Source organism: Chloroflexus sp. MS-G, assembly GCF_000735195.1.
Taxonomy (GTDB): domain Bacteria; phylum Chloroflexota; class Chloroflexia; order Chloroflexales; family Chloroflexaceae; genus Chloroflexus.
Map to the genome: position 1 here is coordinate 1 of NZ_JPIM01000023.1, position 26589 is coordinate 26589.

The window sequence follows — 26589 nt, forward strand, 5'->3', positions numbered from 1 at the left end:
TAGGTCGATCACGGTCATCGAGATCGAGCGTATTAATGAAATTACGAAAGATCGAGAGAGAGTCTTCGTTAAGTTCTGGCTCGTTTTCAGTGCTGGTTTCTTCGGTTACTGGTTCACCTGATGGTGGTGGAGATGTCGCCGTCTCACCAGCTTGTTCTTCTTCGTCAAACAGAACACCGGCCTGCTCCAAGACGTGGTCGGCAACAAAGATCGGAGCCTGTACGCGCTCAGCGAGCGCGATAGCGTCGCTTGGCCGCGCATCCAGTTCAATCGTTCGTCCAGCCTGATCGATCAGGATGCGTGCGAAGAAGGTATTATCGCGAATATCATTGATATAGATTTGACGGACAAATCCGTCAAGCTCACCGATGGCAGCCTTGAGCAGATCGTGGGTCATTGGTCGTTGTGGTTCGTGACCCTGAATAGCCATCGCAATGGCATCGGCTTCAAACTGGCCGATCCAGATTGGCAGATAGCGATTCCCTTCAGTTTCGCGGAGGACGACGACCCGGCTCTGCGTCAATAGGCTGACACGGATACTATCGACGACGACTCGTATCATTAGCCGGCCTTTCATAGAACGCCCAGCACCGGTGATACAAGAGAGATACCGGATTGGGCAACGGAAAATTCTGCTACTATATCTTAGCATGCAATGAAAGATGCCGTCAAGATTGACAAAGCACCATATTGCGTGTATCCTCTGTCCGAAAGGTGAGAGAAAAAATCATGTACGGTGTCTTTGATCGTTCTCCATGGATCGAGCAATGGTGGCGACGGCAGCGACGACTGGCGTCCGCGCAGGAGACAGTGCGCTGTCTGCGCGATGGTCGGTATCGCCGCCGGAACAGTTCTCTGATGGGTAACGTCCGACAGCGATGGTTCCACCGCCGCTTTCGTTTTTCACGACACATTGCTCATTTGCTCCTGATCGTCGGCGCTCTCTTCATTCTCTTTGTTGATCGTACTCTTCCGCTTCAATCATTCGTTGCTGCTTCGTCGTCTCCCTTACCGGTGGTAACTGCGTCAGTAGCGCCGGTTGGTCAGGCAATAGCGATTGCACCGGCAGTACGTCGCACTTCTGCACCTGTGCAGGTAGAACCGATTGCGCCTGCCCTTCAGGCGCCGGTGATGGTGACAACTGCCTTTCAGGCGACCCATATTCTGGCCGAGAATGAGACACTGGCCGAGATCGCAGCACGTTACCGGATACCATTAAGGACGCTGGTCTGGACGAATCAGCTTGATCGTGGTGATGCCTTGCGGGTTGGCCAACCGTTACGGATTGCACGTCTAGCAGGGGTGACGCACACAGTTACGGCAGGTGAGACGCTTATCGAGCTAGCAGAGCGCTACGGTGTAGCCCCAGAAGCCATTGCAACCTTTGCGCCAAATCGTTTGACCAATGGTCAGCTTGTTGTCGGTCGTGAGATATTCATTCCCGGTGGCCAACTACCGTGGACGAGTGAACAGGAAGCGGCCTTTGCGCAACGGAAAGCCGAGCCGGTCGGGATCGTGTTGAATGATGAAACAAATGTTCGGTCTGGCCCGAGTACGGATCATCCTCGACAGGCGCAGTTGTCAGCCGGTCGGCAGGTAGCGCTACGTGGTCGTTATCAAGATTGGGTGAAGATTGAAATTGGGGACATTTCTGGTTGGATTCGGGTTGATTTGCTATCAGTTGATGCTCGTCAAGTACAGTCCTTGCCAGAAGTACGCGATTTTCCACCACCTCCACCGCGCTGGGTCTGGCCAGCACAGGGGGTAGTGACGTCGGGTTTTGGGCCGCGGTGGGGAGGTTTTCACAATGGGATCGATATTGCCAATGCTGCATGGACACCAATTGTGGCTGCGAGCAGTGGTTGGGTTCGTGAAGCCGGTTGGTGTAGTGGGTACGGCTATTGTGTGAAGATCCGCCATCCTGATGGTATTGAAACGATCTATGGCCACCTTATTACGCAGCCAGTCGTGCGAGTCGGTCAGGAAGTAAGAGCCGGTCAGTTGATTGGCCATATGGGAAGCACGTATGATCGGACCGGTGGTGGTTATTCGACCGGTGTTCACTTACACTTTACGATTCTGGTTAATGGTCGTGCGGTGAACCCTCTGCGATACCTTCCCTGATGTATTCTTTTCCTCGCCTATGGTACAATAGCATTGAGAGTAGCTGCGCGATGCAGGTGTTTCACGTGAAACAGCAATCAACACAACCTCGCATTATGGCGATTGCCAACCAGAAAGGTGGGGTTGGTAAAACAACGACTGCTGTTAATGTTGCCGGTGAGCTTGCACGTCGTGGGCGACGGGTCCTGCTGGTAGATATCGATCCGCAGGGGAATGCCACCACCAGTCTTGGGATTGCAAAGGCTTCGTTGACCGTTACCAGCTACGATCTGCTGCTCGGTGGGGCGCCGCCAGAAACAATCCCGCAACCGAGTGGCCGGGATCGCCTTGACATCATTCCGGCCGATCAGGAACTGGCCGGTGCGTCGATTGAACTGGTTGATGTAGCGCGGCGTGAGTGGCGATTACGCGATGGGCTGGTGAACCTGTTGCCTCGATACGACTGGATCATTATCGATTGTCCACCCTCGCTAGGTCTACTCACCCTCAATGCTCTCTGTGCTGCTAACGCCGTTCTCATTCCGTTGCAGTGTGAATATCTCGCACTGGAAGGATTGGCACAGCTCAAACAGACATTAGAGCGGGTGCGGGAAAGCCTGAACCCGACCCTCCGTATTATCGGCGTTGTCATGACTATGTACGATGGGCGGACCAATCTGGCGCAACAGGTGGTTGATGAGGTTCAACGTTACTTTCCTCGCCTGATCTGCCGAACCCTGATCCCACGCAGTGTGCGATTGAGCGAAGCCCCTAGTCATGGCCGCATGGCTTATGAGTATGAACCAAACGGTCGGGGCACCCAAGCCTACGCCCTGTTGACTGAAGAACTGATCGGACGAGAGGAGCGCATCTTATGAGAAAACGGGGATTGGGAAGTGGTCTGGATGCACTGATTCCACCCGCTTCGGCTGAACAGCTACCGGTGCGCGAAGTGCCGGTTGCTGCTATCAGAGCCAATCGTGCCCAGCCCCGCACGTCGTTCGATGAGACGGCACTCGCTGAACTGGTGACTTCCATCCAGACCCATGGCATTCTCCAACCGTTGATCGTGAGTGAAGACCCGGAAGGGGGCTACGAGCTAATCGCCGGGGAACGGAGATTACGGGCCGCACGTATTGCTGGCTTAACCACCGTGCCAGCGATTGTCAAACATGCAACACCGCAACAGTTTCTTGAGCTGGCTTTGGTGGAAAATGTTCAACGTGCGGATCTCAATCCGATCGAAGAAGCGCAGGCCTACGAAACACTACGTCGTGAGTTTGGGCTGAGTGATGACGAAATTGCCCGCCGTGTGGGAAAGAGCCGGGTTGCAATTGTGAATAGCCGACGCCTCCTTCGCCTTATGCCACAAGTGCGGCAGGCGTTACTCGATGGCGCGATCAGCGCTGGCCACGGACGAGCATTGCTCCGCATCGAGGACCCTATTGACCAACAAGCCGCGTTAGAGCTGATTAAAGAGCACGAATTGAATGTACGGGAGGTCGAACGTCTCACTGAGATTGCTGCGCATCCCGGCTTGACTGCGCCTGTACGCCACGCTCTCTGCACTGGTCAGATTGATCCGACACGTGCGCTCGCCCTTCTGCAAATACCTGATCCTCATACCCAGGCTGCTGCCTGTGAGGCTGTAGTGAAACACCACCTCGATTCGTTGGCGACCGAACAAATGTGTACTGCACTCGTCGCCGGGGCCGATCTATCAACTGCCCTTGCTCGAGTGTTGTCCTCTACAGAGAAAACAGGAGCTGAATCAGCTATTTCACGCTCGGTTTCAGATCGAAAACAGAGCGGCGGGAATCGCTCCGCTGAAGATCAAATGGCGCAGCAGATGTTTGAAGAGTTGTTGCAAACACCGGTTCAGATTACACGCAGTGGTCGAACCATCAGAGTAACCATTACCCTTTATGATGAAGAACAGTTACAGGGATTGTATGATCGCTTGTCTGGAACGTATTGATTGGTGATCGCATGACAACAATTGTGGCTTTTGGAAATCCAGTATACGACGAGATCATTACGCCAGTGGTGCGTACCGATGGGCGTGTCCTCTCCGGCTGCTCAACCAACGCATGTCTTGCTCTTAGCCGGTTGGGTCGAACGACGGCTCTTGTTGGGCGGGTTGGGCCTGATTATGCAGACCGGTTTCAGTCTGATTTAGTTCGGTATGGTATTACCCCGTTTGTGACCCTCTCAGGACAAACCGGTGGGTTTAAGCTGGTTTACGACGCTAGGGGCGATCGCACTCTCGATGTCCTCGGTGTTGCCGAACCGATCCAGATCGTCCCTGATGTTGTCGAGACGGCTGCCGCAGTTATTGTTGGTCCCATTCTGCAAGAGACACCGCTGGACCTGATTCGCACGATCCGGGATCGCACCAGTGCTCCAATTTTCCTTGATCCCCAAGGACTCTTACGCCGCTTCGGTGCAGATGGACGCATCGAACATTTTTTGCCAGCGGAATTCGCGGCCATTGCTCCCCTCTGCCACGTTATTAAAGCGAACGAAGTTGAAACCAAAGTGATCACCGGCATCGATCCGCGGATCGATCCGGTTATGGCCGCACGACGCTTGCACGAGACCGGTTGCGCAATTGCGATTGTTACGATTGCCGAAGCTGGTTCTCATATTGATGATGGGAAACGATCAATCTCGGTACCAGCGTATGCAACTGAAGCGCGTGATCCGACCGGCGCCGGTGATACCTACATGGCCGGCTTTCTCCATGCGTATCTGACCGATCCAGACGACCTTTTCCGTGCCGGTTGCACCGGCGCAGCTACAGCCTCGATCTGGATCGAGTATACTGGTCCCGATGCACCGATTACCCTGCAAGAAGTTGAACGACGGGTGAAGGTCTTATTACAGCAATAAGATAACGTGATACTTCTGTCGCTCGTGTCAGTGCAATTACGAGAAGGATGAACGTCAATGATGCCATTGCTTGCTCGTTTTCGTCAGCTTTATGAACAGGCCTCACTTCCGCTCGGTCATGTTTGCTCGCGGCTGGGCATCCATCCTAACGCTTTGACCTACCTGAGCCTGTTTTTTAGCCTCTTAGCCGGTTACCTGTTGTCTCAACGGGCGTTTCTGTGGGGGGTTGTTTTTATCTTACTCATGGGTTTTGCTGATGTATTAGACGGCGCTACCGCACGTGCCAGTGGTACGGCCAGTGAATATGGTACTGTGCTTGACCACGTTACCGATCGGTATGCAGAAGCCTTCGTTATTGGCGGAGTGATGCTTTCGGGGGCAGTAGCACCGATCTGGTCACTCTTCGCCATCTTTGGGATGGTGATGGCAAGTTATGTTCGTGCCAGGGCCGAGGCCACCGGTAAACTGTCGTCTTGCAACGTTGGTTTCGCCGGCCGACAGGAGAAACTTGGCTTGCTGCTGATTGGTTTGTTGCTGATGCCGCTCCTGCCGGAATTGCCCATTCTCGAATGGGCTGTTATTGCCGTCGGCATTGCATCTCATGTTACCGCCGTACAGCGGCTTTTGTACACCCGCCAGATACTGATTGGTGCGACCCGCAGTTCAAAGTTTCGTAAGGGATCAGAAATTATTTAATCATTGACAGGAGCGATTCCCATGGCAATCTCAGAAGCTGAAGTTCGCCATGTTGCCCGTCTCGCCCGCCTCGCCCTCTCCGATGAGGAGATCGCGGTGATGCAGGCACAGCTTTCGGCAATCCTTGACTATATCGCTATGTTGCAGGAAGTTGATGTCAGTAATGTTCCGCCAACGGCTCAAGTGACCGGTTTAACGACGGTCTGGCGCCCCGATGTGGTGGGCGAAATGCTGACCCAGGAGCAAGCACTGGCCAATGCTCCTGATCAGCAGGATGGTATGTTCCGAGTACGTGCCGTATTTGATGAATGAGGGTGCAACTTTTATCGATACGTAAACGTCGTACCGATAGCGGAAATGGTTATGACAACTGCGAAAGGATACGACGATGTACGGGAACTACAACAATGGCTCGCGCCGCTCGTATGTACTGATTGGCGGTTACCCGGTTAAGCCAATATACCTGGTCATTGCCGGAGTGATCATTTTTGGATTACTGGTCTACTTGCTCCTGCGATTTTTTAGCATTGGTCTGACAATGCATTTTGGCGCTTTCGCCGGTATCCTGCTCTTGATCGCCAATCTGCGGGAACTGTTGGGCTATGGCTATACACAGCGTGGTAGCACTGCCCTGCTCAACACGCTCGTTGGTGCTGGGTTGGTCTGCGCCTGGCTGGCTCAGTTCTTCGTTCTCTTCTGGGTGCCGGCCTTGCTGGCAGTTGGAATTGCAACGCCCCTTGCTTTCAATCGGGCTGGTGTGTACGCCGCATATCTGACCACCGCCCAACGTGCAGCCGAACAAGTGCGGCGGATGGTCGTGCGGCAGTAATATCTAAACAAGTGCGGCGTGGGATAGCCCCACGCCGCAATCACTACTACCCCTATGGATATATCCGGTACAACTGACGTGGGAACGGAATCGTCTCGCGGATATGCCGCGTACCAGTGATCCAGGCCACTACCCGTTCAATTCCCATTCCGAAACCGCTGTGAGGAACAGTGCCATAACGACGAAGATCAAGGTACCATTCGTAGTCTTCGACCCGTAAGCCGTGCTCGCGGATCCGTTGCTCGAGCAAGACTGGATCATGAATCCGTTGTGAACCGCCGATGATCTCGCCGTATCCCTCAGGTGCTAACAAATCGGCACACAACGCTACTTCGGGGCGGTTGGGATCAGGCTGCATGTAGAAGGCTTTTACCGCTGATGGGAAGCGTTCAACGAACACCGGACGATCAAACTTCGAGGCAATTAACGTTTCGTGCGGTGCGCCAAAGTCCTCTCCCCATGGCAGTGGATCGGCCCCCTCGACCTCTCCCTGGTGAGCGGCGATGAGTTCGATGGCCTGATCGTAGGTGATGCGCGGGAACGGCGGGGTGACCCGTTCGAGCAGCGTTGTATCTCGTTCAAGCGTCTGTAAGTCGTCACGCCGACGTTCGAGCACGCGAGCGACAATCGCGCTGACAAATTGCTCTTGAAGTCGCATGTTGTCTTCATGATCGGCAAAGGCAACTTCTGGTTCGATCATCCAGAATTCGGTAAGGTGACGACGGGTTTTACTCTTCTCAGCTCGGAATGTTGGCCCAAAGCAATACACGCGCCCAAAGGCCATCATCCCGGCTTCAACATAGAGTTGTCCGGTTTGCGCAAGGTACGCCTTCCCTAGATCGAAATAATCGGTTGCGAACAGATTTGTTGTCCCTTCTGCCGCCGTTGCAGTCAGGATCGGCGTGTCGAACCGGACAAACCCCTGCGCATTAAGCCACTCCTGGGCAGCCGCTATCACCTCAGCCCGGATGCGCAAGATGGCGTGCTGTTTTGAGGATCGTACCCACAGGTGGCGATGGGCCATCAGAAATTCAATACCATGCTCTTTGGGCGTAATCGGATACTCGTGGCTAGGGCCAATGAGTTCGATCTCCTCGACATCGAGTTCGTAACCACCCGGTGCCCGCTCGTCAGCGCGCACGTTGCCCGTAATGCGACAAGAACTCTCTTGGGTAAGGGCCTGTGCTGTTGCAAAGGTTGCTTCGCTGACGTTCTTCTTGAACGTTACACACTGAATGATCCCGCTTCCATCACGCAAGAGAATGAAAATGAGTTTCCCTTTTTCCGTTTTGTGATATACCCAACCGGCCAGTGTAACACGCTGACCAACATGATGGGCAATGGTCGCAACAGTTGCAGTTGGCAACAGCGACATAAACGCTCCTTATTGCTATACACTTCTCTTTCTCAGGCGTCAGTATGCCACGACTTGATATGGCTGGCAAATGCTCTGACTGGCTTCGCCAATTGATAATGGGTCATTCCTTGCGGTTAATGGTCTTCCATGATAGACTTTTCGCTGAATAAAAATGTTGAACTACCGCTAGTTAGTCCTGTTCACAAACATGTGCCGCGGCGCGTAGTTAGGTAAATTTCTGTTTGCTCGTATCAATGTACGGGCTAGAGACTTGTACTCTGTGGCAATCGGGAGCGTGTTGTAGACACCCTCCATCGCATACAATTCACCAGACGCTATGCCGGCATTGGCGTCGGTTGCCACCAGACAGAAGGAACCGTCGATGAAAACTGTCGTTCAGCAATGGTATGCTCACCCCGCTGTGCGGGCTGCTCTGGCCGACCTTGCCGACTATCGACCAACCCTGGCTACGGCAATTGAAATTCAACAAGTACCGGCACCGACCTTTGCTGAACGGCCACGATCAGTATTAGTCAGTCAGCGAATGCAAGCGCTCGGTCTGCACGACGTCGAGATCGACGAATTAGGGAATGTCTACGGTCGGCGTCCTGGTATTACTGAACGTCCGGCGCTCCTCATTTCTGCCCATCTCGATACAGTTTTTCCGGCTGATACCGACCTTTCAATTCGTTATGAGGGAGAACGAGTGTACGGCCCCGGTATTGGCGACAATAGTGTGGGGGTTGCCGGTCTGCTGCGCCTGGCTGAAATATATCAACGCTGTGATCTCCCGACGCAGGGCGACATCTGGTTCGTTGCTAACGTGGGTGAAGAGGGTTTAGGCGATCTGCGAGGAATGCGGGCAGTTGTCGAACGTTTACGGACACGTATCGGCGGTGTTATTGTTATTGAAGGATGTGATTTTGGTTCTCTCCATCACCAGGCAATCGGTGTGCGTCGCTTCCGGATCGAAGCAAATGGCCCTGGTGGTCACTCTTGGGGGAACTTTGGGACACCGAGCGCTATTCACGTTCTGGTACGTCTGGCCGCTCGTTTAACCGAACTCCAGGTACCGGTGTCACCCCGCACGACCTTCAATATCGGTATGATTAGTGGTGGTACATCGGTGAACACCATTGCCCACCATGCCAGCATGCTCCTTGACTTGCGATCGGTGTCCTCGGCAGTGCTGAGCGATCTGGTAAGCGAAGTGTACCGACTGGTTGAAGAAGCGACTCTTGATCAACCAGAAGTACATGTGCAGATTATCAAGGTAGGAGATCGTCCGTCAGGAGCTATTCCACGTGAGCATCCACTCGTGCAGGCGGCGGTTGCAGCCTATCAGATGGTTGGTGCGCAGATCTCTTTTCAGCAAAGTAGTACTGATGCCAATATTCCACTGAGTCTGGGTATTCCGGCGATATGCGTTGGTCTGACCGACGGTGGCAATGCGCATCGTACTGATGAGTATATTTTGCCGATGAACCTTGGTCGCGGGATGCAAGCACTCCTATTACTCTCACTGGCTGCCAATACCCTTGATATACCGTGAAATGAGTTCGGATGCGGTCGATGATCGTAGACGATCCGAATCAAGGTTGGATGCGGCCAGATCGGAGCCAGGTATGGAGAGAGCAAATAACGCCAACGAGTTCACTACAGTGGGAAGTCAAACAGATAGTGCGTCACAAACAAATACCACGCATCTTAGAGCGAATAACGCCAATGAGTTCACTACAGTGGGAAGGGCGGTTACTGAACCGCCCTTCAATGCCTTATGTCTGTAGTTGCGCTTTCGTGCGCTGTGATCTTTCATCCTACATCTGGTATGCTATCTGTGAACGTCGAGAAACAAACGAGACGCTGGATACAGTCTATGATGCGCTACAATACAATCATGCGGCAGTTATTGGTCTTTTTGCTGGTGGTACTAGCCCTTTCACCGCTATCAGTGGCAGCTAACACGATTGCCGGAACGCCGATCCTTTTCCGCGAAACCGGTCATACGTTGGCGTATGTGTTTCGTGAATTTTATGACCGGCAAGGTGGCTTACCGATTTTCGGCTATCCGTTGACTGAGGTATTCATCGAGGATGGCCGTCCGGTTCAGTACTTCGAGCGTGCTCGTTTTGAATGGCATGCGGAGTTGGCGTTAGTGCAGGTAGGTCATCTTGGCCGATGGGCGGCCACTGCCTGGGCCGACCATCCGGCGTTTGCACCGCTCGCTGCTCCGCCCGCCGATGCTGACTTTTTCCCTGAAACCGGCCATAGTCTGAGTAGTGCCTTTCGATCATTCTGGTGGGCGAACGGCGGTTTGCCAACCTTTGGTTTTCCACTCTCTGAACCGTTTGAATTTACCGACGAAAGCGGCCAGCAGCGTCTAGTTCAATTCTTTGAACGTGCCCGTTTTGAATGGCATCCACAAAATCCGCCGCGCTATCAGGTCTTACTCGGTCATTTGGGGCGCATCTGGCTGGCTGCTCATCCGGTACCTGAGTGGGCACTGCAAGCGGTGAACACACCTGACGCTGCGTGGGCCAGAATCCGCCCAACCCGCGTGCGGGTACCTCGCATCGGAGTTGATACCGAAGTCGTTAGTGCCGGATTTTCATTTGGCGCCTGGGATGTTCCGCGCTATACTGCGGTTCATTACTGGCCTATCAGTGGCTATCCCGGTACTGCTGGCAATATCGTCATTGCCGGTCATGTTGGCTACCGTGGTATTATCTTCAATCGGTTACCGGCAATTGCCGTTGGGGATGAGGTCTTAGTCACGGTCAACGGGGTTGATCGGCGCTATGAGGTTCGCGAAGTCCTCACCGTTCTCCCTGATGAAACCTGGGTGTTAGCACCAACCAGTCGTGAGACACTGACCTTGATAACGTGTGTTCCCATCGGTGTTTACTCTCATCGCCTGATTGTGCGTGCAGCGCCGGTTACCGGTTCGTGAGAAAGGGGAAGCTATGGAAGAGCGTCGTCGTGGTTCGGGCTGGGTAGGCTGGCTCGTATTTATGCTTTTCGTCCTCGCCCCATCTATTCTACCACCGCTGGCGCGTTGGTTGAGTCTGCAGATTGGAAGACCGATTGGCACCGCAGAATTGCTGATTGCCATTATCGTGCTTATCGTCGTTATTTCAATTGGTAGTAGTCTGTTTGGGGCGCTCCGGCGTTTTGGCGAGGCTCGTGACACATTGTCGGTGCCTAAGCCAGACGACCTGTCGCGTATACCGACGTTGACGCCAGAAGATGTCTTTCGGGTACCGCCGCCACCACCTGAGCCGCCCCGCATACCGCTGTCAAAGACGCAACTGCCCGGTGCTCCTCGCTTCGAGCCGATCATCGATCCACGCATCCTACTCGTTGGTATTCTGGGTTTGATACTGATGTTGTTTACCTTCGGTGTACTCTTCTTACTGTTGAACCCGTGAAGACTGTATCATTTTTGGCGCGATGCTCGTCTCTAATCTGGGATTGATGTTCGTTACCTTGTTCAGATCTTATTCAGCGTGCTATTCCACCGGTCGCTCGGCGTGAAATGGCCTACGCGAATGGTGAATTCCTGCGGCTGATGTACAGTCGCATGGGTCTGTGCGACACGTCTGTGATACACTTCAGGCTGAAGCTCATGCATCTCTATGATCCGTTTGCTCGCTACTACGATGCCGACTTTCGACATTTTCACGATGACATACCCTTCTACCGTGAATGGGCGCGCCGTACCGGTGATCCAATCCTGGAATTGATGTGTGGTACCGGTCGAGTCTTGCTCCCATTGGCCAGCGCCGGCCATCGTATAACCGGTGTCGATCTCTCGCCAGCAATGCTGGCCCTGGCTCGTGAACGGTTGGTTGCTGAGAATGTTATCGAACGGGTAACGCTAATTGAAGCTGATGTGCGCAGTGTCTCGTTGCCCGAAAATCACTTTGCCCTGGCGTTTGTGGCCGTTAATTCGTTTATGCACTTAACAACGGTCGAAGACCAACTGGCTACCCTGGCGGTTGTGCGACGGACGTTGACGCGACGGGGAATGCTGATTATCGACCTTTTCAACCCTGATCCGCTAGCAATCACCCGTGAAGATGGCCGTATGCAGCTCGAGCGTAGCTACGAACTCGATGGCCGCTATGTGCAAAAATTTGTGGTAATCGAGAGTGACGCTGCCGAGCAAATAAGCCACGTTACCTTCATCTATGACGAAACAAGCGCCGACGGTGTCCTTACCCGCCGGACTATGCAATTTACGATGCGTTGGTTCTACCGCTTCGAGGTAGAGCATCTACTGGCGCGGGCCGGATTTACCCTACGCGCCGTTTACGGGAATTACGATCTCGAGCCGTATACGTCTTCTAGTCCGCGCTTGATTGTAGTAGCCTCACCAAGACGCTGAGTTACAAACGAGGAGCATCTATGTTGTCGATCCAGGAAATAATGGCCCTCATTCCACATCGTTACCCATTTCTGCTCGTTGATCGGATTGTCGAACTGGAGCCTGGTGTGCGTGCTGTAGGCGAAAAACTGGTTTCGGCCAACGAGCCGTATTTTCAAGGGCATTTTCCCGGTAATCCAATCATGCCTGGTGTGTTGATGCTCGAAGCGCTGGCGCAAACCGGTGCAGTTGCTGCGCTGAGTCTGCCTGAGCATGCCGGTAAGCTGGTTCTTTTTGCCGGTATTGATGGCGTGCGTTTTAAGCGGGTGGTGCGCCCCGGCGATACGCTGCGCCTCGAGGTACAACTTGAAAAGATGCGGCGAGGAATTGGTAAAGGTCAGGCTCGTGCCACAGTCGCCGATCAACTGGCTTGTGAGGCAGAATTGCTCTTTGCCCTCACCGATCCAGGACACTAGTGTCTGTGAACACAGATTGAGAGGGGTAGATGCCCAATCGCCTTACGCTCCCAACCGGGGGATAAAGCACGATGGGGAAAGCGGGGAAGCAATCCGCTTCCCCAAATGACCGTGTGAGGCGGGGCATATTGCTTGTCTGGATGACGTTCCTTGTTTCTACGAGTGCATCCTGATGGACGGACGCAGCAGCGCTGTACTCAGGCGGTATCCTGCTTTGCTGTAAAGGTGGTTCGCGAACGAACCTATCGGTCCTCCCCGGCAACAGGGTATTTCGGATAGGTTCTAAACAATGAAAACACTGAACATCCCTGCCTTGAACTCCCCTGAACGACATCACTCTACCAAACCACCCTCCTGGAGCTGCGCTTCAAATGCAACATCTGGCGGCAAATCCGGTTGTTGTGCTGCCGCAGTAGCCAATTCGTGGCAACGTTCGTTATCCGGCACGCCACTGTGACCGGGAACCCATACAAACTCGACCTGGTGACGTTCACAGAGCATCAACAGTTCTGCCCAGAGATCGACATTTTTTGCCGGCTCGGTTGTGCTGCGCATCCAGTTGTTGGCCTGCCAACGCTTCACCCAGCCATTGCGGATGGTGTCGACAACATACTTTGCATCGCTGTAGAGTTTTACCTGCATTGGACGTTTTAACGCCTGTAGGCCAACAATGCAGGCCATAAGTTCCATACGGTTGTTCGTGGTCAGGCGAAACCCACCGGAAAGCTCTTTGTAATGGTGGTTGTAGCGTAACACAACCCCGTATCCACCAGGCCCTGGATTCCCAATCGCACTACCGTCAGTGTACATTATGACGATGTTGGCCGGTGTTTGTGAATGGTCAGGACGGGCTACCATGTCTGACGTTGCCAGGATTTGTTGCGCCAGCGCCTGGTCCCCTGGCGTGAGTGAACGAATCCATTCATCCGCAGCTTCAAGCGTCGCGAAGCCTTTGTATAGTGCATTGGGAAAGCCTTCAACCTGGGCTGCTGCCCCTTCTGCGCCATGCCATTGTTTGTAGAGAGCAGGCTTGCGCCCACGCACGACGAGGTAGTATGTTTTTTTCGGTGCCATTGTTGTGCCGTGTCTATACTAGTTAACCTGACGATACTATACCACCTTCGCGTCCGTTACAAAAACGCACTACGGATCACACTGAGCAAGATGATTCCAGGTAGAACTCTCCGTGATCTCTATGTACTCTGGTTAGGATCGCCTTTTTTGCCCTTGACTTTGGCGAAAATCTCAGGTATAGTGCTTATGTCAGTATTTGCACATTGAACAGCCGATCAGGCATGAAGGAGGTGATGCCCATGGGTAGTAGTAAGCATACGGGCGTCACCGCTGGTGAGGCTCGCTAGACTTCACCGAACCGGTGACCCCTTCCTCCGCGAGAGACGTTGCACAACAACGTCTCTTTTTTTGTGTAGCGGGTCTCCAATTCACACCAGTGCGGCATCGTTGATGGCACAGCAGCACTATCCCCTACCTGTTATGGTGTCGGTTGGGGAAGGTATATCCGACTGTGACGGGTGCGGCATTGCCTACCCGTCATCGTGCGGTACGGAAAAACGTGATCATGTCAAGCATTCCGTAAAGACTGGCGCTCTTGAAGGTGATACTTGTACCGGCTGTATGTTGTAGCGCGACAGCTTCCCATCGTAGCATTTCATTTTGCGCTGCTTCGGCCAGCGCTGCATTCGCGAAATAGCCCAACGTAATGTGAGGCATATATGGTTCGTATGCTGCAATGCCAAACCGATTACGAAACATTGCATTCCAGGTGCTTCGTAATTGGATCAACGTCATAAACGAGTCAGTGGTGTCAGGGGTTGGGGTTAACAAAGCCACTAACGCAGACTGATGAACAATGACCAACTTTTGAACGGTAAAGCTGACTGTCCACCCTTTCCGTCGGATAAGCGGTGAACCGGCAATTGTCCCGCTAATCAGGTTTCCGTGGCTGAGCGCACCGGGAATATCGATCAAGAGATCGTCCATCCGTTGTCGCATGTGCGGTAATGCCTGCCCCACATTCCCATCGTTTGGCCCATCCCATAACGTGACATGGTACGTCGATGGAGGAAGAGCACAAAACAGATACTTTTGCAACAGCAGATCGGGATTTAACTGACACATCGTGGCGCGCAGACCGCGATAAAGCGTATATTCAGGAATGGCATCTAGCGCGCAATCGAGCCGCAACCATGGTCCGTCACGGCGTAAACCAATATTATCAAAAAGAATGGTTAAACCGCGATATGAGGCCCAGCGTGGTGCGAAACCGGCAATTTTAGGATTGGTGATGGTCAACATGACGACCAGACGATTCGATAGTTCGTAGATGCCTATTAGCGTTAGGTCATTGGGTACAAGGCGTCATATATGTACGTTGTTCAGGTCTTCTCCCTCAGAATAAGTGTTCCAAACCCGCCCTACCGTTGTCGAAATATTCCATCTTTGAGTGCACTGCAAAAACTCTCTACGGAGCACACAGCGTACACAGAGCGTGTAAAGTTTATGAATAAAAGGATAATTTTTGGCCATTAGGCGCATGGAAGAAAAATGTTCACAACCCTATGTTCAATGAAAGATAACATTATCTTTCGTCTCTGCGATCTCCGTGGTCTCTGTGGTGGAAAGATCACCTTTTTGCAGTGAAGTCATCTTTTTGGCTAAGATCGGTGTATACGTTATAGCATCTCACACTCGTTTTGCTGCCAAATATCCTGAAGATGGTCTTTAGCGAAGTGTGAATTCACCAATAAACAAGTGGTTCTGGTGAGGGCGAACAGTATCGAAGTCGGTTTGTTCGCCCCACCCAAAATTTTAGACGATGGCTTTACACATGCCAGTACCTGCGCTTAACCTTCAACCGCCTTCAGGTCTTGAAGTATCGGTTGTGCCGCCTTCGTTAGTTCATTATTCACATCGGCAAACACTGAGCTTGGTGCTTCGCCATTGACGATAATCCGCTCCAGACCTTTGCCGATGATCTGGTCGCCGTTACGCACAAAGACGCGGGCTGCATCCTGGGCACGGGTTTTCGGCAATTGATCGACGGCGGTCTTGAAATTCGGATTCTGCTTGAAGAACTCGATCATTTCTGGGGTTTGCTTGGTGCTGATCCGGACTGGCATGTAGCCGGTACTGCGCGCCCAGACTCCTGCACTGGTCGGATTGGTAGCAAAGGCGATGTACTTCATTGCTGCCAGTTGCTTCTCGGCGGGTGCCCGACTGACAATCGCCAGGCCAGCGCCGCCGGTCGGACAACCGAAGTTGGTCTCACGGGGGAGGAAACCAACGCCAACCGGGAAGGTTGCGTTCGCCTGGATGCCGGCCAGTGCACCGGTTGATGCCATCATCGAGGCAATCGCGCCACCAATGAAATCTTGATTCAGATTTGGTGACAAGACAGCCCATTTCTCTTTGAGAACCGTATCCTGATAGAACTGGGCTGCACGAAGCGTGTTGGGATCGGTCATTGTCATAGTAAAGTCGGGGAGAGAGTATTGACCGCCGAATTGCCAGACCACACCCTGAAAGAGCCAGGCAATGTAGCTGGCGCCGTTGGGATGACCGAATGCTGCCCGACTGCCGTCGCTCTTTACCAGTTTTGGTGCCCACTCAGAAAACTCGGCCCATGTTTCTGGCGCACGGTCGGGCAAGCCCGCTTCAGCCCAGATGCTCTTGTTATAGTAGAAGAGGGGAGTACTGCGGGCGAACGGTATCCAGTAATGGACGCCTTTTCGCACCCCTTCATTGAGCAGAACCGGTTCGTAGTCGTTGAAATCGAGGTTAACCTGACGGGCCAGATCGTCAAGTGCTGTGATCGCGCCGGCAAGGTAGAAGCCGAACCACCATACATCTGAGAGCAAGATGACATCAGGGGTAGTATTGGCCTGCAATGCTGCCGTGAACTTCTGTGCCGTCTCTTCGTAGTTACCCTGGAACTGATACTCAACTTCGACCTCATTCTGAGATTCGTTGAACGCCTTGACCATCGCCTGCTCGGCTTCTCCCAGATTACCGCTAAATGAACCCCAGTAGGTAATCTTTACCTTCGAGCCGGGCTGGCTTACGACTGCTGGTGCAGTAGTTTGCTGGCTCGTTGATTGTCCACTCTGCCCACCACAAGCTGCCAAAACCGCTGCACCGCCGCCTACCATCATCAGACGCAGTAATTCGCGTCGGGTGAATGTCCGCTTCATGTTTGCTCCTTCTTTCACAGAACTTGGACCGAAGGGGAAAAGACCATCTATTTGCATACGGAGTGGATACCGCTATGCACCAAATGTTTTGCGAATTACCTGTATTACGAGAGCGATATGCCCTGGCACGAGAGAGACTCCACCGTCGTCCTAACCCTTCACCGCACCGGCAGTCATTCCTTCGACGATGGCGCGCTGGGCGAAGAGGAAGGTGATCAAGACTGGTATGATCAGAAATAGTGAACCGGCCATCACAACTCCCCAATTGGTTAGACCCTCGCTGTTGCGTAGCCAGAAGACACCAATCGGTAGTGTGCGCATATCGGTGGTGTTCGTGACAATGAGCGGCCAGAGGAATTCATTCCACTTGCTCACTATTGATAGCAATGCCATCGTGACGATAGCCGGTTGCGTTATCGGTGCTACGACACTGAACAAGATGCGCAAATGTCCGGCTCCATCAACATGCGCCGCTTCCAGTATTTCGTGGGGAACGGCCATAAATGCCTGGCGTAGCAAAAAGGTACCGTAAGCAATAGCCGCGCCTGGGATAATGATGCCCTGGTAGGTATTAATCCATCCGAGTCGAGCAACAGTCAGATAATTGGGCACAATGGTAATCTCAGTCGGTACCATCAGGGCTGCCAGCAATAGCAGGAAGACAAGGTCTTTGCGCGGAAAACGCAGATAGGCTAACGCATAAGCAGAAAACAGCGCCAAAATCACTTCAATCCCTGCACCAAAGAATGTGGTGATAAAGCTATTCAGGTAATATCGTCCGAAGGGGGCCGCTTCCCATGCTGCCGAAAAGTTGTTGAACGTAGGTTTGGCCGGCCACCACGTTACCGGTAGCGAGTAGATTTCCCGCGTCTCTTTAAAGGACGCCATCACCGTCCAATAAACTGGGAGACCAATGATAAGCACAGCAACAATCAGGGTAAGATAACCGGCAATACGCCATCCCAACAACGAAAGCGGGATGTGTCGACGGCGTACAACGACTGGTTTAATCGCCTGCTCAAGTTCGTTAATCGTTGCCATATCTATCCACGTTTCAACACAAACTGCTCTGTTATCACAAATGCCTGTGCCTTATCCGTAAGTTACTTGTCGCTCGATATACCGGATTTGCACAATCGTCAAGAAGAGCATGATCAGGAATAGGACAATCGCAACCACGCCAGCCTTGCCGGCATCGTAAGAGACAAATCCCAGCTCATAAAGGTGAAAGATGAGCGTAGTCGTTGCGTCAGCCGGGCCACCATTGGTTAGCACACGAATAATGTCAAAGGCTTGAAAGCAGGTCAGGACACTGGTCACTGAGAGGAAGAAGGCAACTGGCGAGAGGCCGGGGAGCGTGACATTCCAGAACCGCTCCCATGTGCCGGCGCCGTCTACCCGTGCCGCATCGTACAACTCTCGTGGAATATTCTGCAGACCGGCAAGATAGATAACAACAGCGTAGCCGAGATTTTTCCATACGTAGACAATGATCACCGCCGGCATCGCCCAAAATGGATCGGCCAGCCAGTTGGGCGAGTCCAGACCGATAAAGCCAAGCAATTGGTCGATAAGCCCGTAACGTGGATCGAAAATATAACTCCAGACTACTGCTATAACCGCGCCTGACATCACTACCGGTGAAAAGACGATGGCACGCGCAGTGTTTCGGTAGCGTAGCGGTTGATTGAGCAGCAGGGCCAGGAGTAATCCTAAAATGAGGGTCAATCCAACCGAACATATCGTGAACGTAGCGGTTTGCCAAATAATGTTCCAAAACCGCCGGTCGCTAAACGCATCGATGTAGTTTTGTAGACCGACAAACGTCATTGTTGGGCGGAGAAAATCCCAACGCACCATGCTAAGGTAGATGTTGTAGAGCAGCGGCCAATAGGTAAATACTGCGAAGAGGAGCAGATTGGGACCGATGAAAAGTGCAAACAATAACGATTCACGATGTTCGCGTCGTAACGTATTCGGATGTCGCTCTTGTCTGGGTGTATACGTGGCCATACACATCCACTGTCTTGGTCTTCGGTCAGCGTGATGTCATAGTAGTATACCGAGATTAATCAATCATCATTGAACTATTAAGTAATGGTTAAGTAATACAGATATTTAGATTAAGTTAAACTTTTCACAATTTGCCGACACAATAATAACTTCTTTTCTGTAACGATAGCTGTATTGATTGCGTATCAGTAGATGAATTCATCAAATTAGCAATGCACTGGTATTGATGAGGTGCTACCATGGAAATGGTCTTAATGTATTCTTGGTAATGTGGCCAACGAGCTACAATGAACAGGTTTACCGGCTTCGTCAGGTTTTTCTACTGCTGATCTTGTCGAATAAGGAAGACTGCTATCTACCGGTTTCACGGTATCGTCTATCGAGGTTGGGTGAAGATACAACCATTGAACTGCCGCAGTAGTCGAGCGAGGAGTGCATGCTCAGAATCTCCCGTGTCATTGCTAGTATCTACCTCTTAGCCACTATTCTGATGGCCACGACAACGGTGATTTTTGGCCCGATTGGATGGTCTCCATTTCCGCTCGCCGCTGCCGCGCCACCAATTCGGGTCGAACTGGCTGTCAGTTCCGAGAAAGAAGCCTGGATTCGGAGTGCCCTTGAACGGTTTGCTCAGACGAACCCAAACATCAACGGTCGCCGGATTGAAGTTCGCTTCCGGGTAGCCGGTTCGCGTGGCTTGATAGAGGCCATTGAACGCGAAGGGTATCAACCGACAGCCATCAGCCCGGCCAGTATGATTCAAATTGATGAACTGCGCCAGATACGACCCGATCTCTTGCGTGATTCGGTCTCACCCCTGGTCTTCTCGCCAATCGTGGCTATCATGCGCGAGGCTGAATCAACTGCCGGAATCACAAATCCGTGGCTATTATGGCAGCGTGAACTCCCCGAACGGGCCAAAGCAGTGAAGGTCGGGATTTCTTCACCTGTCTCGAGTAATGGGGGAATTCAGACATTAATCATTTTGGCCGCGCAGTATCATCAGACTACCCAATTGAATGTTAGTCAGGTACGTGACTCCGGGTTTCATGATTGGTTGCGACAACTGGAGGTACAGGCTTGGTCAGATAGTACTGGTACGTTGACAACCGATTTCGTTATTCGGCCCGGCGTGTATGACATCATTACGACCTACGAAAGTCTCGCGCTGCAGGTGTTTCGTCAGGCCGAAGGACGTTCCCTTCGCGTGCGTGTTTACTATCCTGAAGCAACGCTGCTCAGTGATCATCCCTTTACCATTCTGACGGCGCCGTGGGTTGATGATGCCGAACGAGCGGCGGCGCTTCGCTTACGTGATTTTTTACTCAGCCCATCAGAGCAGACGATTGCAATGCGTGAATACGGTTTTCGTCCGGTCATCCCTCAAGTGACTATAAATCTCGATGACCAGGACTCGCTCTTTGGTCGTTACCGTGATCTCGGTTTACAACTCGATCTAAAGACACAACTCGAGAACCCTTCGCAAGCGGTTGTAGAGGCGCTCATTTCAACCTGGCAGGATGTGTTCAATCAGTAACAAAATATGTGTTGGTGGAATGACAGCGGCAGATGTGCAGATATACCGGTTCTGACAGACAATCATCAGGCTAGAACCGCTACGTACCGGGAAAGAATGTATGAATGCCTTACGTATAGCAGCCTTACGACCTCTCTACCTGCTCGTGCTGGTAGCGGCAATATTCGGCGGCTTAACTATCACCATCTGGTGGCTTCCGCTCGGCTTGATAGTTTACGGTGTTGCAGTGTGGATGGCCGCCCAAGACCCACTTCTGACGTTGCCCCCGCCTCGGCCACGCCCACGTATTACCAGCCCAACGCTGCGTACGCTTATCCGCGAGATTGAACGCTCTCAAAAGGAGATTGAACAGGCGGTCGCGGGCGTTCAAGGGCCATTAACCGGTATTCTCAATAATGTTGTATCACAGACTCGTGATTTGCTCGAAGAAGCGTACTACCTGGCTGATAAGGGACAGATTATTGAACGCTACTTCAAAGACAATAATTACCAGAAACTTGAACAACAACTGACGCAACTAAACTGGCAGATAAGTGCAACCATCGATCCTTTTACCCGTCAACAACTTGAAGAGCGTCGGCAAGCTCTTCTGACCCAGCAAAAACATTTTCAGGATTTGCGGGTTTATTTCGATCGTATTCAGGCACAACTGGCAAATATTGATGCCAGCCTCGATACTATTTTGGCCGAAACGATCCGTTTGCGTACTGCTGATGCAGTAGCGATGTCATCAGCCAGTGGTGCTGTTCAACAACGGCTAGACGATTTGCGTAGCGATATGGAGGTGTTCCGTAAAGTGCTTGACACGGCAATGACGGGTATCTAGGCTATTTTGGTTTTGTCGGTCTGGAACTTCAAGCGCACCGCCACTCTGTACAGAGACGTTCATACTGACCTTTAGCCTCCCATTCACACGGTACTGGCGTAGCGCTGACCCTCAGCATACGCCCGACATACCCTGTCGCCCTGGGAGCGCGGGCCGCTGGCCCGCATCCTGCGGTGTCCGCGTTGGAAGCGCACCTGTCTGGTGAACGAACAACGCGCCACGAGTGATAAGCGGCTTCCAGCCCCTCAGCATACGCCCGACACACCCTGTCGCCCTGGGAGCGCGGGCCGCTGGCCCGCATCCTGCGGTGTCAGCAGTGGAACCCGCACTCGTCTGAGGAGCACACCTCCAATGTACTGATAAACACAGTCGATGCGAGAACAGATCCCTGACGAAGACCACTGTTGGCACGGAAAGCAGTTCTGCACGCGCTGCGGATAGATTTTGAAAAGCCCTAGGAGAAGGTGAGGGGATTGCTGTACCGTAAATCGACCGGTACGAGCGCAGTCGGACAACAGCTTCGACAAGATTTCACTCGAACAAAAAAGAACGCGGGCCTCTGGTACGCGCTCCCAAGGTATAGGAGTATGACCGTCGGAGCGAGGCGCTGCTTTGCCCTAGCGAACGGAGGTAATTCGTTTTCCGGCGAGCGTCGTTGTTCCCGTAGGTATGTACATTCTGACATAGTATAATCAAATTGTACATTCGTTCATCAAAAGGATGTTGCCGTATGATTTCTCGATGGTTCAGGCTCTGTATCACCCTGATGCTACTCCTCACGCTCCTCAGCGGTTGTGGGGAACGCTTACCTTTTGGTCTAAGCAACGCGGATGCGCTCAAGATTACTATTGCCTACAGTCCAGAAAAAGATAAATGGCTTACCGAACAAATTGCCCGCTTCAACGAGCAACGAATCACGGTCAACGATCGGCGCGTCGTGGTAGAAGGGATCAACAAGTCGTCGGGGGCTGCCCGTACCGAGATTAAGAACGGTACGCTGAACGTCACCGTCTGGAGTCCATCGGCCAGCACCTGGCTCGAAGTACTTAAGCAAGAGACCGGCAACCAGAATGTCGCTGTTTCAAATAAGCCTCTCGTGCTGACACCGGTCGTTATCGCAATGTGGAAACCGATGGCAGAAGCGATGGGCTGGCCCAATCGACCCATTGGCTGGAAAGATATGCTCGAACTGACCAACGATCCGCAAGGCTGGGGGCGCTTCGGGCATCCTGAGTGGGGGCGTTTTTCGTGGGGGCACACCGACCCTGAAATTAGTACTACCGCCCTCAGCACCTTAATCGCCGAGTTCTATGCCGCCACCGGTAAGCGCGATGGGTTGACCGTCGCCGATGTGCAGAGCGAACAGGCGACCGCCTTTATCCGTCAGCTCGGACAGAGTATTAAGCACTACGGTTACAATACGTTAGTCTTCAGTGAGAACATGAAGAAGTTTGGTATGAGCTACATCTCGGCTTTCCCGATGGAGGAGATTACGCTCATCGACTTCAATAAATTCAATCCACCACCGACGCCGTTAGTGGCGATCTATCCAGCAGAGGGTACCTTCTGGCACGATAACCCATTCATCATAATGGCGAGCGCCAGCGCCGATGAACGGGCGGCCGCCGAACGGCTCTACGAATTTCTGCTCAGCGAAGAGAGCCAACGGGCGGCGATGTCCTATGGCTTTCGTCCGGCCAACCCCAATGTTCCACTCACCGACCCGATCAGTCCGGCCTTTGGCGTTGATCCGCAAGGGATTCAGACGGTGTTGGCGGTACCTCCGGCTGAGGTAATCGTTGCCGTTAAAGACTCGTGGAAACTAAACCGCAAGCGTGCAGATATTCTGCTGGTGGTCGATACCTCTGGCTCGATGGAAGGTGACAAGCTGACGATGGTGAAAGCAGGTATCGAGACCTTCTTGCTGCGCATTTTGCCGGAAGACCGACTTGGGCTGATCACCTTTGACTCAAAGGCGCGGCTGGTCGTACCGATGGCGCCGTTAAGTGAAAACCGGATTGCGCTGCAAACGGCAGTACAGGAGATGCGGGCTGCAGGACGCACGGCACTGTTCGATGCTCTCGACCTGGCCCGGCAAACGTTAGAGGAACTTCCGCCAGCGGAGGATGACCGAATCCGGGCGATTGTGTTGCTATCTGATGGTGCGGATAACGCGAGCCAGATGTCCTTGGCTCAACTCCGTAATGCGTTCGATGAGAGTGGCATTTCGATTTTCCCGGTTGCCTATGGGAGTGATGCGGATCGGCAGGTGCTTGATGCTATTGCCGAGTTTAGCCGTACTATTGTCGTAGTGGGTGATACTGGCGACATTGCACAAATCTTTGAGAATCTCAGTCGTTATTTTTAGAGGGTTTATGTCTGCAGGATTGCTGGCGACCTCTGTCTTTCCTCCACTGCCCATCACGCAAGCGGGGGACGTAGCTACTGGAAACGGTATCATCCCATTTCAGAGATCTTATGGTATCATGAAGGCTCCTGATCGGCGAACAAACGGAGTACTGCAAGCGATAAACGTCATCGGAATACCCGACTCGCGCAGTCGTCTAGAAGCGCGGGCCATAGGCCCGCATCCTGCAATGGCAGCGGTGGAACAGCGTCCGTTTCAGAAGCACGCTACAGGGGCGGGTTCCAAACCCGCCCCTACCATACGCTCACAGGAATTACCAGCGCACGACCAGAGGCCTAATTATAGACTACTGTCGGCGCGGAACGCAGCGCGCCGTCGCCCACGCTACGGACATTCCGCTCACTCCTCGCGACTCTTCCCTCTCTTCTCACCACTGCCGGGCAAGATGAAAACTTTGAAAACTCCTACCTAACAAATCTGAACATCGTGTGCATTTTTCATAATCTTTCAATCTCCGCAACCACAGGCTACCTTCTCAAAATGCAATGATTGCCATATAATAGACGAACAAAACAGAGTTTCCAGAAGGATAAGGACAAATGGTTGCGCGCTCAATCCACCCTTCCCGCACGCCGGTGGCAACTCCCGATGAGGGGCTAGTCGCTGATCTCCTTCCTCCAATGTTGGTCTTGTTGGCTACGTTGGCAGCGGCTGTCATTGGTCTCTTGCTCCTTAACCGGTGGGATGGTAATTTCTGGCCTTACGCGATCATTCTGTTGCTGATGGGCTTTCTGGCAGTGAGTGATCGCTTTCGGCGAAGAGGCGATTACGACAAGGCCAGTATGGTTCTTGTAACCGCTCTAACAATCTTGCCGGTACTGAGCTGTGCTGCTTTTGGTTTTGTTAACAACATCTTCCTGTATCTTTCAGTCCTTGGTGTCTTTGCCGCTGGAATTATGGTGTCTTCGCGGGCACCGTTTCGGGCTGCGCAGGCAGCTATTCTGCTCTATCTGATCCTGATTCTCGCAGCCGACCTGATCGGTCAGCCTCGACCAACTTGGTTTGAGGTTATCGGTCAGCTTCTCTTCCAGATCGCACTTTTACTGGGTGCAGCAACGCTCAGTTGGGCGGCGGCTTACGTAGTGCGGGGTACGATACGCTGGGCTATTGATACGGCTCAGAAATCAGAACGGCGTGAGCAGTTGTTGCGCGAGACACAAGCAAACCTGGAGCGAGCGTTGTTAGAACGTGATTTCTTGAATGAACAACTCTACCGCACAACCCTGGCCCTCGAAGAGGCGCGGGCGATGGCTGAGGCAGCCTATCGCTCGAAGTCGAACTTTATGGCGACAATGTCGCACGAGCTTCGTACTCCGCTCAATATTATTATCGGTTTTAGTACGGCAATTCTGGAACATCCTGAAATGTACGGCGATGTCAAGCTCGACGAGCAGATCTTGCAAGACATTGCTGAAATTCGGCGTAGTGGTCAGCATCTGCTCGGCCTGATCAACGATATTCTCGATCTGGCGAAAGTTGAGGCCGGTAAACTTGAGCTTAATAAGACAAATCTGCAATTACTGCCCTTACTTGAAGAGACCATACGTACCGCACAGGCATTGATCAACGACCGTCCCATTCAACTGCGCCGTGAATACTGTGAACCCCTACCGACCGTGTTTGCTGATGAAGTGCGGGTGCGGCAAGTCCTGCTCAATTTGGTCTCGAATGCCTGTAAGTTTACGCATTCGGGTGAAATTGCGGTTGGTGCCCGCGCCGATAGTAATGAGGTGATTGTGTGGGTGCGTGATACCGGAATCGGGATTGCACCAGAGGATCAGGAACGCATTTTCCAACAGTTTGAGCAGATCGAACATGCGGATACCCGCCAGCACGCCGGTACTGGGCTTGGTCTCGCGATCTGTCGCTGGTTGGTCGAATTGCATGGCGGGCGGATGTGGCTAGAGAGTGAGTTGGGGAAGGGTAGTATCTTTTTCTTCTCATTGCCGCGCACACGGGCAGGTGGGGAATCGCCGTTGTAGCGTGCTGGAAAGCCGTCAATGAAGTTGGCTCATTGTCATTGATGATGGTGTCTAGCGAAGGAGCAGGGAACGATGGCCAGAATTCTACTTGTCGATGATGTATACACGGCCCGTTCGATGTTTGAACGTGTGCTCCGTCATGTCGGCCGACATGAGGTGCTTGCGGTGGGGAGTGGTGCTGAGGCGCTGGCGAAGGTACGGGAATTTGCCCCTGATGTCATCATTCTCGATATTAGTATGGCCGACCGCGATGGTCTAATGGTATTGCGTGATCTACGGGCAATGGGTGTCACGTGTCCGATAATTGCCCACACCGCCCGTACCGAAAGGACACCGGGTGAGTTTGTGGCACAGGGTTTTGATGCCTACGTGCCGAAGACGGGTAATCTCACCAATTTGCTGAGCACCGTGCGCGATCTGGTTGGGCGCTGAACAAGCAGGATCGTTCGTGATGAAAATGAGGTCACGCAGCGTCTACGGCAGGTGAATTGCATGAGAGAACTGTGGATGCTATCGCACGTCTCTGCCGGTATGTGCAGGTTTGTATTAGAAGTTCTTCGTGTAGTTAATGTGGAAAACTTGTGGAAAATCTGTGGATGCAAAACTGATGGCATTCCTCAATTGTGAATAGTAAGGGATTTCTACGTGTTCAGTGTCTATACGGCGGGCCTGGCACAGGAAACCCTGACCACGCAGTCGCTTGGAAGCGTGGTTTTCCGGCTCGCATGTTGCAGTGGACAGTGCAGGGAGTAAGCGGTTAAAAGCTCTCATCCTTCCCCAACTTCTGTTCTCTCCTGGACGAGGGTAAGGACGGGGATGGTCGAAGATGGTTGCGAACCCATCCCTCTCGCCATTGCTCACTTCTCTCCTCTC

At 52.7% G+C, this 26589-nt stretch carries 24 protein-coding genes; 17 read left to right on the top strand and 7 right to left on the bottom strand.

The features are described 5' to 3' along the window. On the bottom strand, nucleotides 1-562 hold a 562-nt coding region (locus JE47_RS0106040; protein ID WP_031458894.1), incomplete at its 3' end, for a bifunctional nuclease family protein. 167 nt (nucleotides 563-729) lie between these two features. Here JE47_RS0106040 and JE47_RS0106045 point away from each other — a divergent pair. The 7 genes from JE47_RS0106045 to JE47_RS0106075 all read left to right on the top strand — a co-directional run bounded on the left by JE47_RS0106045 (nucleotide 730) and on the right by JE47_RS0106075 (nucleotide 6520). After that, the gene (locus JE47_RS0106045) at nucleotides 730-2124 is read left to right on the top strand and encodes a peptidoglycan DD-metalloendopeptidase family protein (RefSeq protein WP_031458895.1); all 1395 of its coding nucleotides are present in this window, start codon (nucleotides 730-732) and stop codon (nucleotides 2122-2124) included. Nucleotides 2125-2174: 50 nt separating this feature from the next. After that, nucleotides 2175-2981 (top strand): ParA family protein, encoded by an 807-nt coding sequence (locus JE47_RS0106050; protein WP_031458896.1) that lies wholly within the window; start codon nucleotides 2175-2177, stop codon nucleotides 2979-2981. Further along, entirely contained in the window at nucleotides 2978-4081 is a 1104-nt protein-coding gene (locus JE47_RS0106055; RefSeq protein WP_031458897.1) for a ParB/RepB/Spo0J family partition protein, read from the top strand. Before JE47_RS0106050 ends, JE47_RS0106055 begins: the two co-directional genes overlap by 4 nt. Nucleotides 4082-4092: 11 nt before the next feature. Next, a complete protein-coding gene (locus JE47_RS0106060) occupies nucleotides 4093-4995 on the top strand; it encodes a PfkB family carbohydrate kinase (protein ID WP_031458898.1) in 903 nt (300 codons plus the stop codon). A 57-nt stretch (nucleotides 4996-5052) separates the two neighbouring features. Next, the gene (locus JE47_RS0106065) at nucleotides 5053-5691 is read left to right on the top strand and encodes a CDP-alcohol phosphatidyltransferase family protein (RefSeq protein WP_031458899.1); all 639 of its coding nucleotides are present in this window, start codon (nucleotides 5053-5055) and stop codon (nucleotides 5689-5691) included. Nucleotides 5692-5712: 21 nt separating this feature from the next. Further along, nucleotides 5713-6003, top strand: coding sequence for an Asp-tRNA(Asn)/Glu-tRNA(Gln) amidotransferase subunit GatC (gatC, locus tag JE47_RS0106070; RefSeq protein ID WP_028458223.1), 291 nt, complete (start codon nucleotides 5713-5715; stop codon nucleotides 6001-6003). Nucleotides 6004-6079: 76 nt separating this feature from the next. After that, nucleotides 6080-6520, top strand: a complete 441-nt coding sequence (locus JE47_RS0106075) for a hypothetical protein (protein WP_031458900.1) — start codon at nucleotides 6080-6082, stop codon at nucleotides 6518-6520. Between the two features lie 52 nt (nucleotides 6521-6572). On the opposite strand, the gene asnS is transcribed toward JE47_RS0106075, so the two are convergent. Then, on the bottom strand, nucleotides 6573-7895 hold the full coding sequence (gene asnS / locus JE47_RS0106080; protein WP_031458901.1) for an asparagine--tRNA ligase: 1323 nt from the start codon (nucleotides 7893-7895) through the stop codon (nucleotides 6573-6575). A 364-nt stretch (nucleotides 7896-8259) separates the two neighbouring features. Here asnS and JE47_RS0106085 point away from each other — a divergent pair, with 364 nt between their 5' ends. The 5 genes from JE47_RS0106085 (at nucleotide 8260) to fabZ (ending at nucleotide 12719) form a co-directional block, all read left to right on the top strand. Beyond that, nucleotides 8260-9429 carry a M20/M25/M40 family metallo-hydrolase gene (locus JE47_RS0106085; RefSeq protein WP_031458902.1) on the top strand — a complete coding sequence of 390 codons (1170 nt, stop codon included), beginning with the start codon at nucleotides 8260-8262 and terminating at the stop codon, nucleotides 9427-9429. Between the two features lie 324 nt (nucleotides 9430-9753). Beyond that, the gene (locus JE47_RS0106090; RefSeq protein WP_236631147.1) at nucleotides 9754-10827 is read left to right on the top strand and encodes a sortase; all 1074 of its coding nucleotides are present in this window, start codon (nucleotides 9754-9756) and stop codon (nucleotides 10825-10827) included. 13 nt (nucleotides 10828-10840) lie between these two features. Beyond that, on the top strand, nucleotides 10841-11305 hold the full coding sequence (locus JE47_RS0106095) for a hypothetical protein (protein ID WP_031458904.1): 465 nt from the start codon (nucleotides 10841-10843) through the stop codon (nucleotides 11303-11305). Nucleotides 11306-11502: 197 nt separating this feature from the next. After that, nucleotides 11503-12264: a class I SAM-dependent methyltransferase gene (locus JE47_RS0106100; protein ID WP_031458905.1), complete on the top strand. Its 762-nt coding sequence runs from the start codon at nucleotides 11503-11505 to the stop codon at nucleotides 12262-12264. A 20-nt stretch (nucleotides 12265-12284) separates the two neighbouring features. Next, on the top strand, nucleotides 12285-12719 hold the full coding sequence (gene fabZ, locus JE47_RS0106105) for a 3-hydroxyacyl-ACP dehydratase FabZ (RefSeq protein WP_031458906.1): 435 nt from the start codon (nucleotides 12285-12287) through the stop codon (nucleotides 12717-12719). A 333-nt stretch (nucleotides 12720-13052) separates the two neighbouring features. Here fabZ and rnhA read toward each other — a convergent pair whose 3' ends face one another. The 5 genes from rnhA to JE47_RS0106130 all read right to left on the bottom strand — a co-directional run bounded on the left by rnhA (nucleotide 13053) and on the right by JE47_RS0106130 (nucleotide 18943). Continuing rightward, nucleotides 13053-13793, bottom strand: coding sequence for a ribonuclease HI (rnhA, locus tag JE47_RS20385; RefSeq protein WP_035419089.1), 741 nt, complete (start codon nucleotides 13791-13793; stop codon nucleotides 13053-13055). Between the two features lie 477 nt (nucleotides 13794-14270). Then, nucleotides 14271-15035, bottom strand: coding sequence for a hypothetical protein (locus tag JE47_RS0106115; protein ID WP_031458908.1), 765 nt, complete (start codon nucleotides 15033-15035; stop codon nucleotides 14271-14273). A 548-nt stretch (nucleotides 15036-15583) separates the two neighbouring features. Beyond that, complete coding sequence (locus JE47_RS0106120) at nucleotides 15584-16930, bottom strand: ABC transporter substrate-binding protein (RefSeq protein ID WP_031458909.1); 1347 nt, start codon at nucleotides 16928-16930, stop codon at nucleotides 15584-15586. A 150-nt stretch (nucleotides 16931-17080) separates the two neighbouring features. Next, nucleotides 17081-17971 (bottom strand): carbohydrate ABC transporter permease, encoded by an 891-nt coding sequence (locus JE47_RS0106125; protein WP_031458910.1) that lies wholly within the window; start codon nucleotides 17969-17971, stop codon nucleotides 17081-17083. Nucleotides 17972-18022: 51 nt separating this feature from the next. Next, nucleotides 18023-18943, bottom strand: coding sequence for a carbohydrate ABC transporter permease (locus tag JE47_RS0106130; RefSeq protein WP_031458911.1), 921 nt, complete (start codon nucleotides 18941-18943; stop codon nucleotides 18023-18025). A gap of 436 nt (nucleotides 18944-19379) precedes the next feature. Here JE47_RS0106130 and JE47_RS0106140 point away from each other — a divergent pair, with 436 nt between their 5' ends. From JE47_RS0106140 to JE47_RS0106160, 5 genes are all read left to right on the top strand, one after another. Next, on the top strand, nucleotides 19380-20480 hold the full coding sequence (locus JE47_RS0106140) for a substrate-binding domain-containing protein (RefSeq protein WP_031458912.1): 1101 nt from the start codon (nucleotides 19380-19382) through the stop codon (nucleotides 20478-20480). Between the two features lie 100 nt (nucleotides 20481-20580). Continuing rightward, nucleotides 20581-21306, top strand: coding sequence for a hypothetical protein (locus tag JE47_RS0106145; RefSeq protein ID WP_031458913.1), 726 nt, complete (start codon nucleotides 20581-20583; stop codon nucleotides 21304-21306). A 730-nt stretch (nucleotides 21307-22036) separates the two neighbouring features. After that, on the top strand, nucleotides 22037-23674 hold the full coding sequence (locus JE47_RS0106150; RefSeq protein ID WP_031458914.1) for a VWA domain-containing protein: 1638 nt from the start codon (nucleotides 22037-22039) through the stop codon (nucleotides 23672-23674). Nucleotides 23675-24273: 599 nt separating this feature from the next. Further along, nucleotides 24274-25716 carry a sensor histidine kinase gene (locus tag JE47_RS0106155; RefSeq protein ID WP_031458915.1) on the top strand — a complete coding sequence of 481 codons (1443 nt, stop codon included), beginning with the start codon at nucleotides 24274-24276 and terminating at the stop codon, nucleotides 25714-25716. Nucleotides 25717-25788: 72 nt separating this feature from the next. Then, nucleotides 25789-26148 (top strand): response regulator, encoded by a 360-nt coding sequence (locus JE47_RS0106160; RefSeq protein ID WP_031458916.1) that lies wholly within the window; start codon nucleotides 25789-25791, stop codon nucleotides 26146-26148. Nucleotides 26149-26589 lie beyond the last annotated feature (441 nt).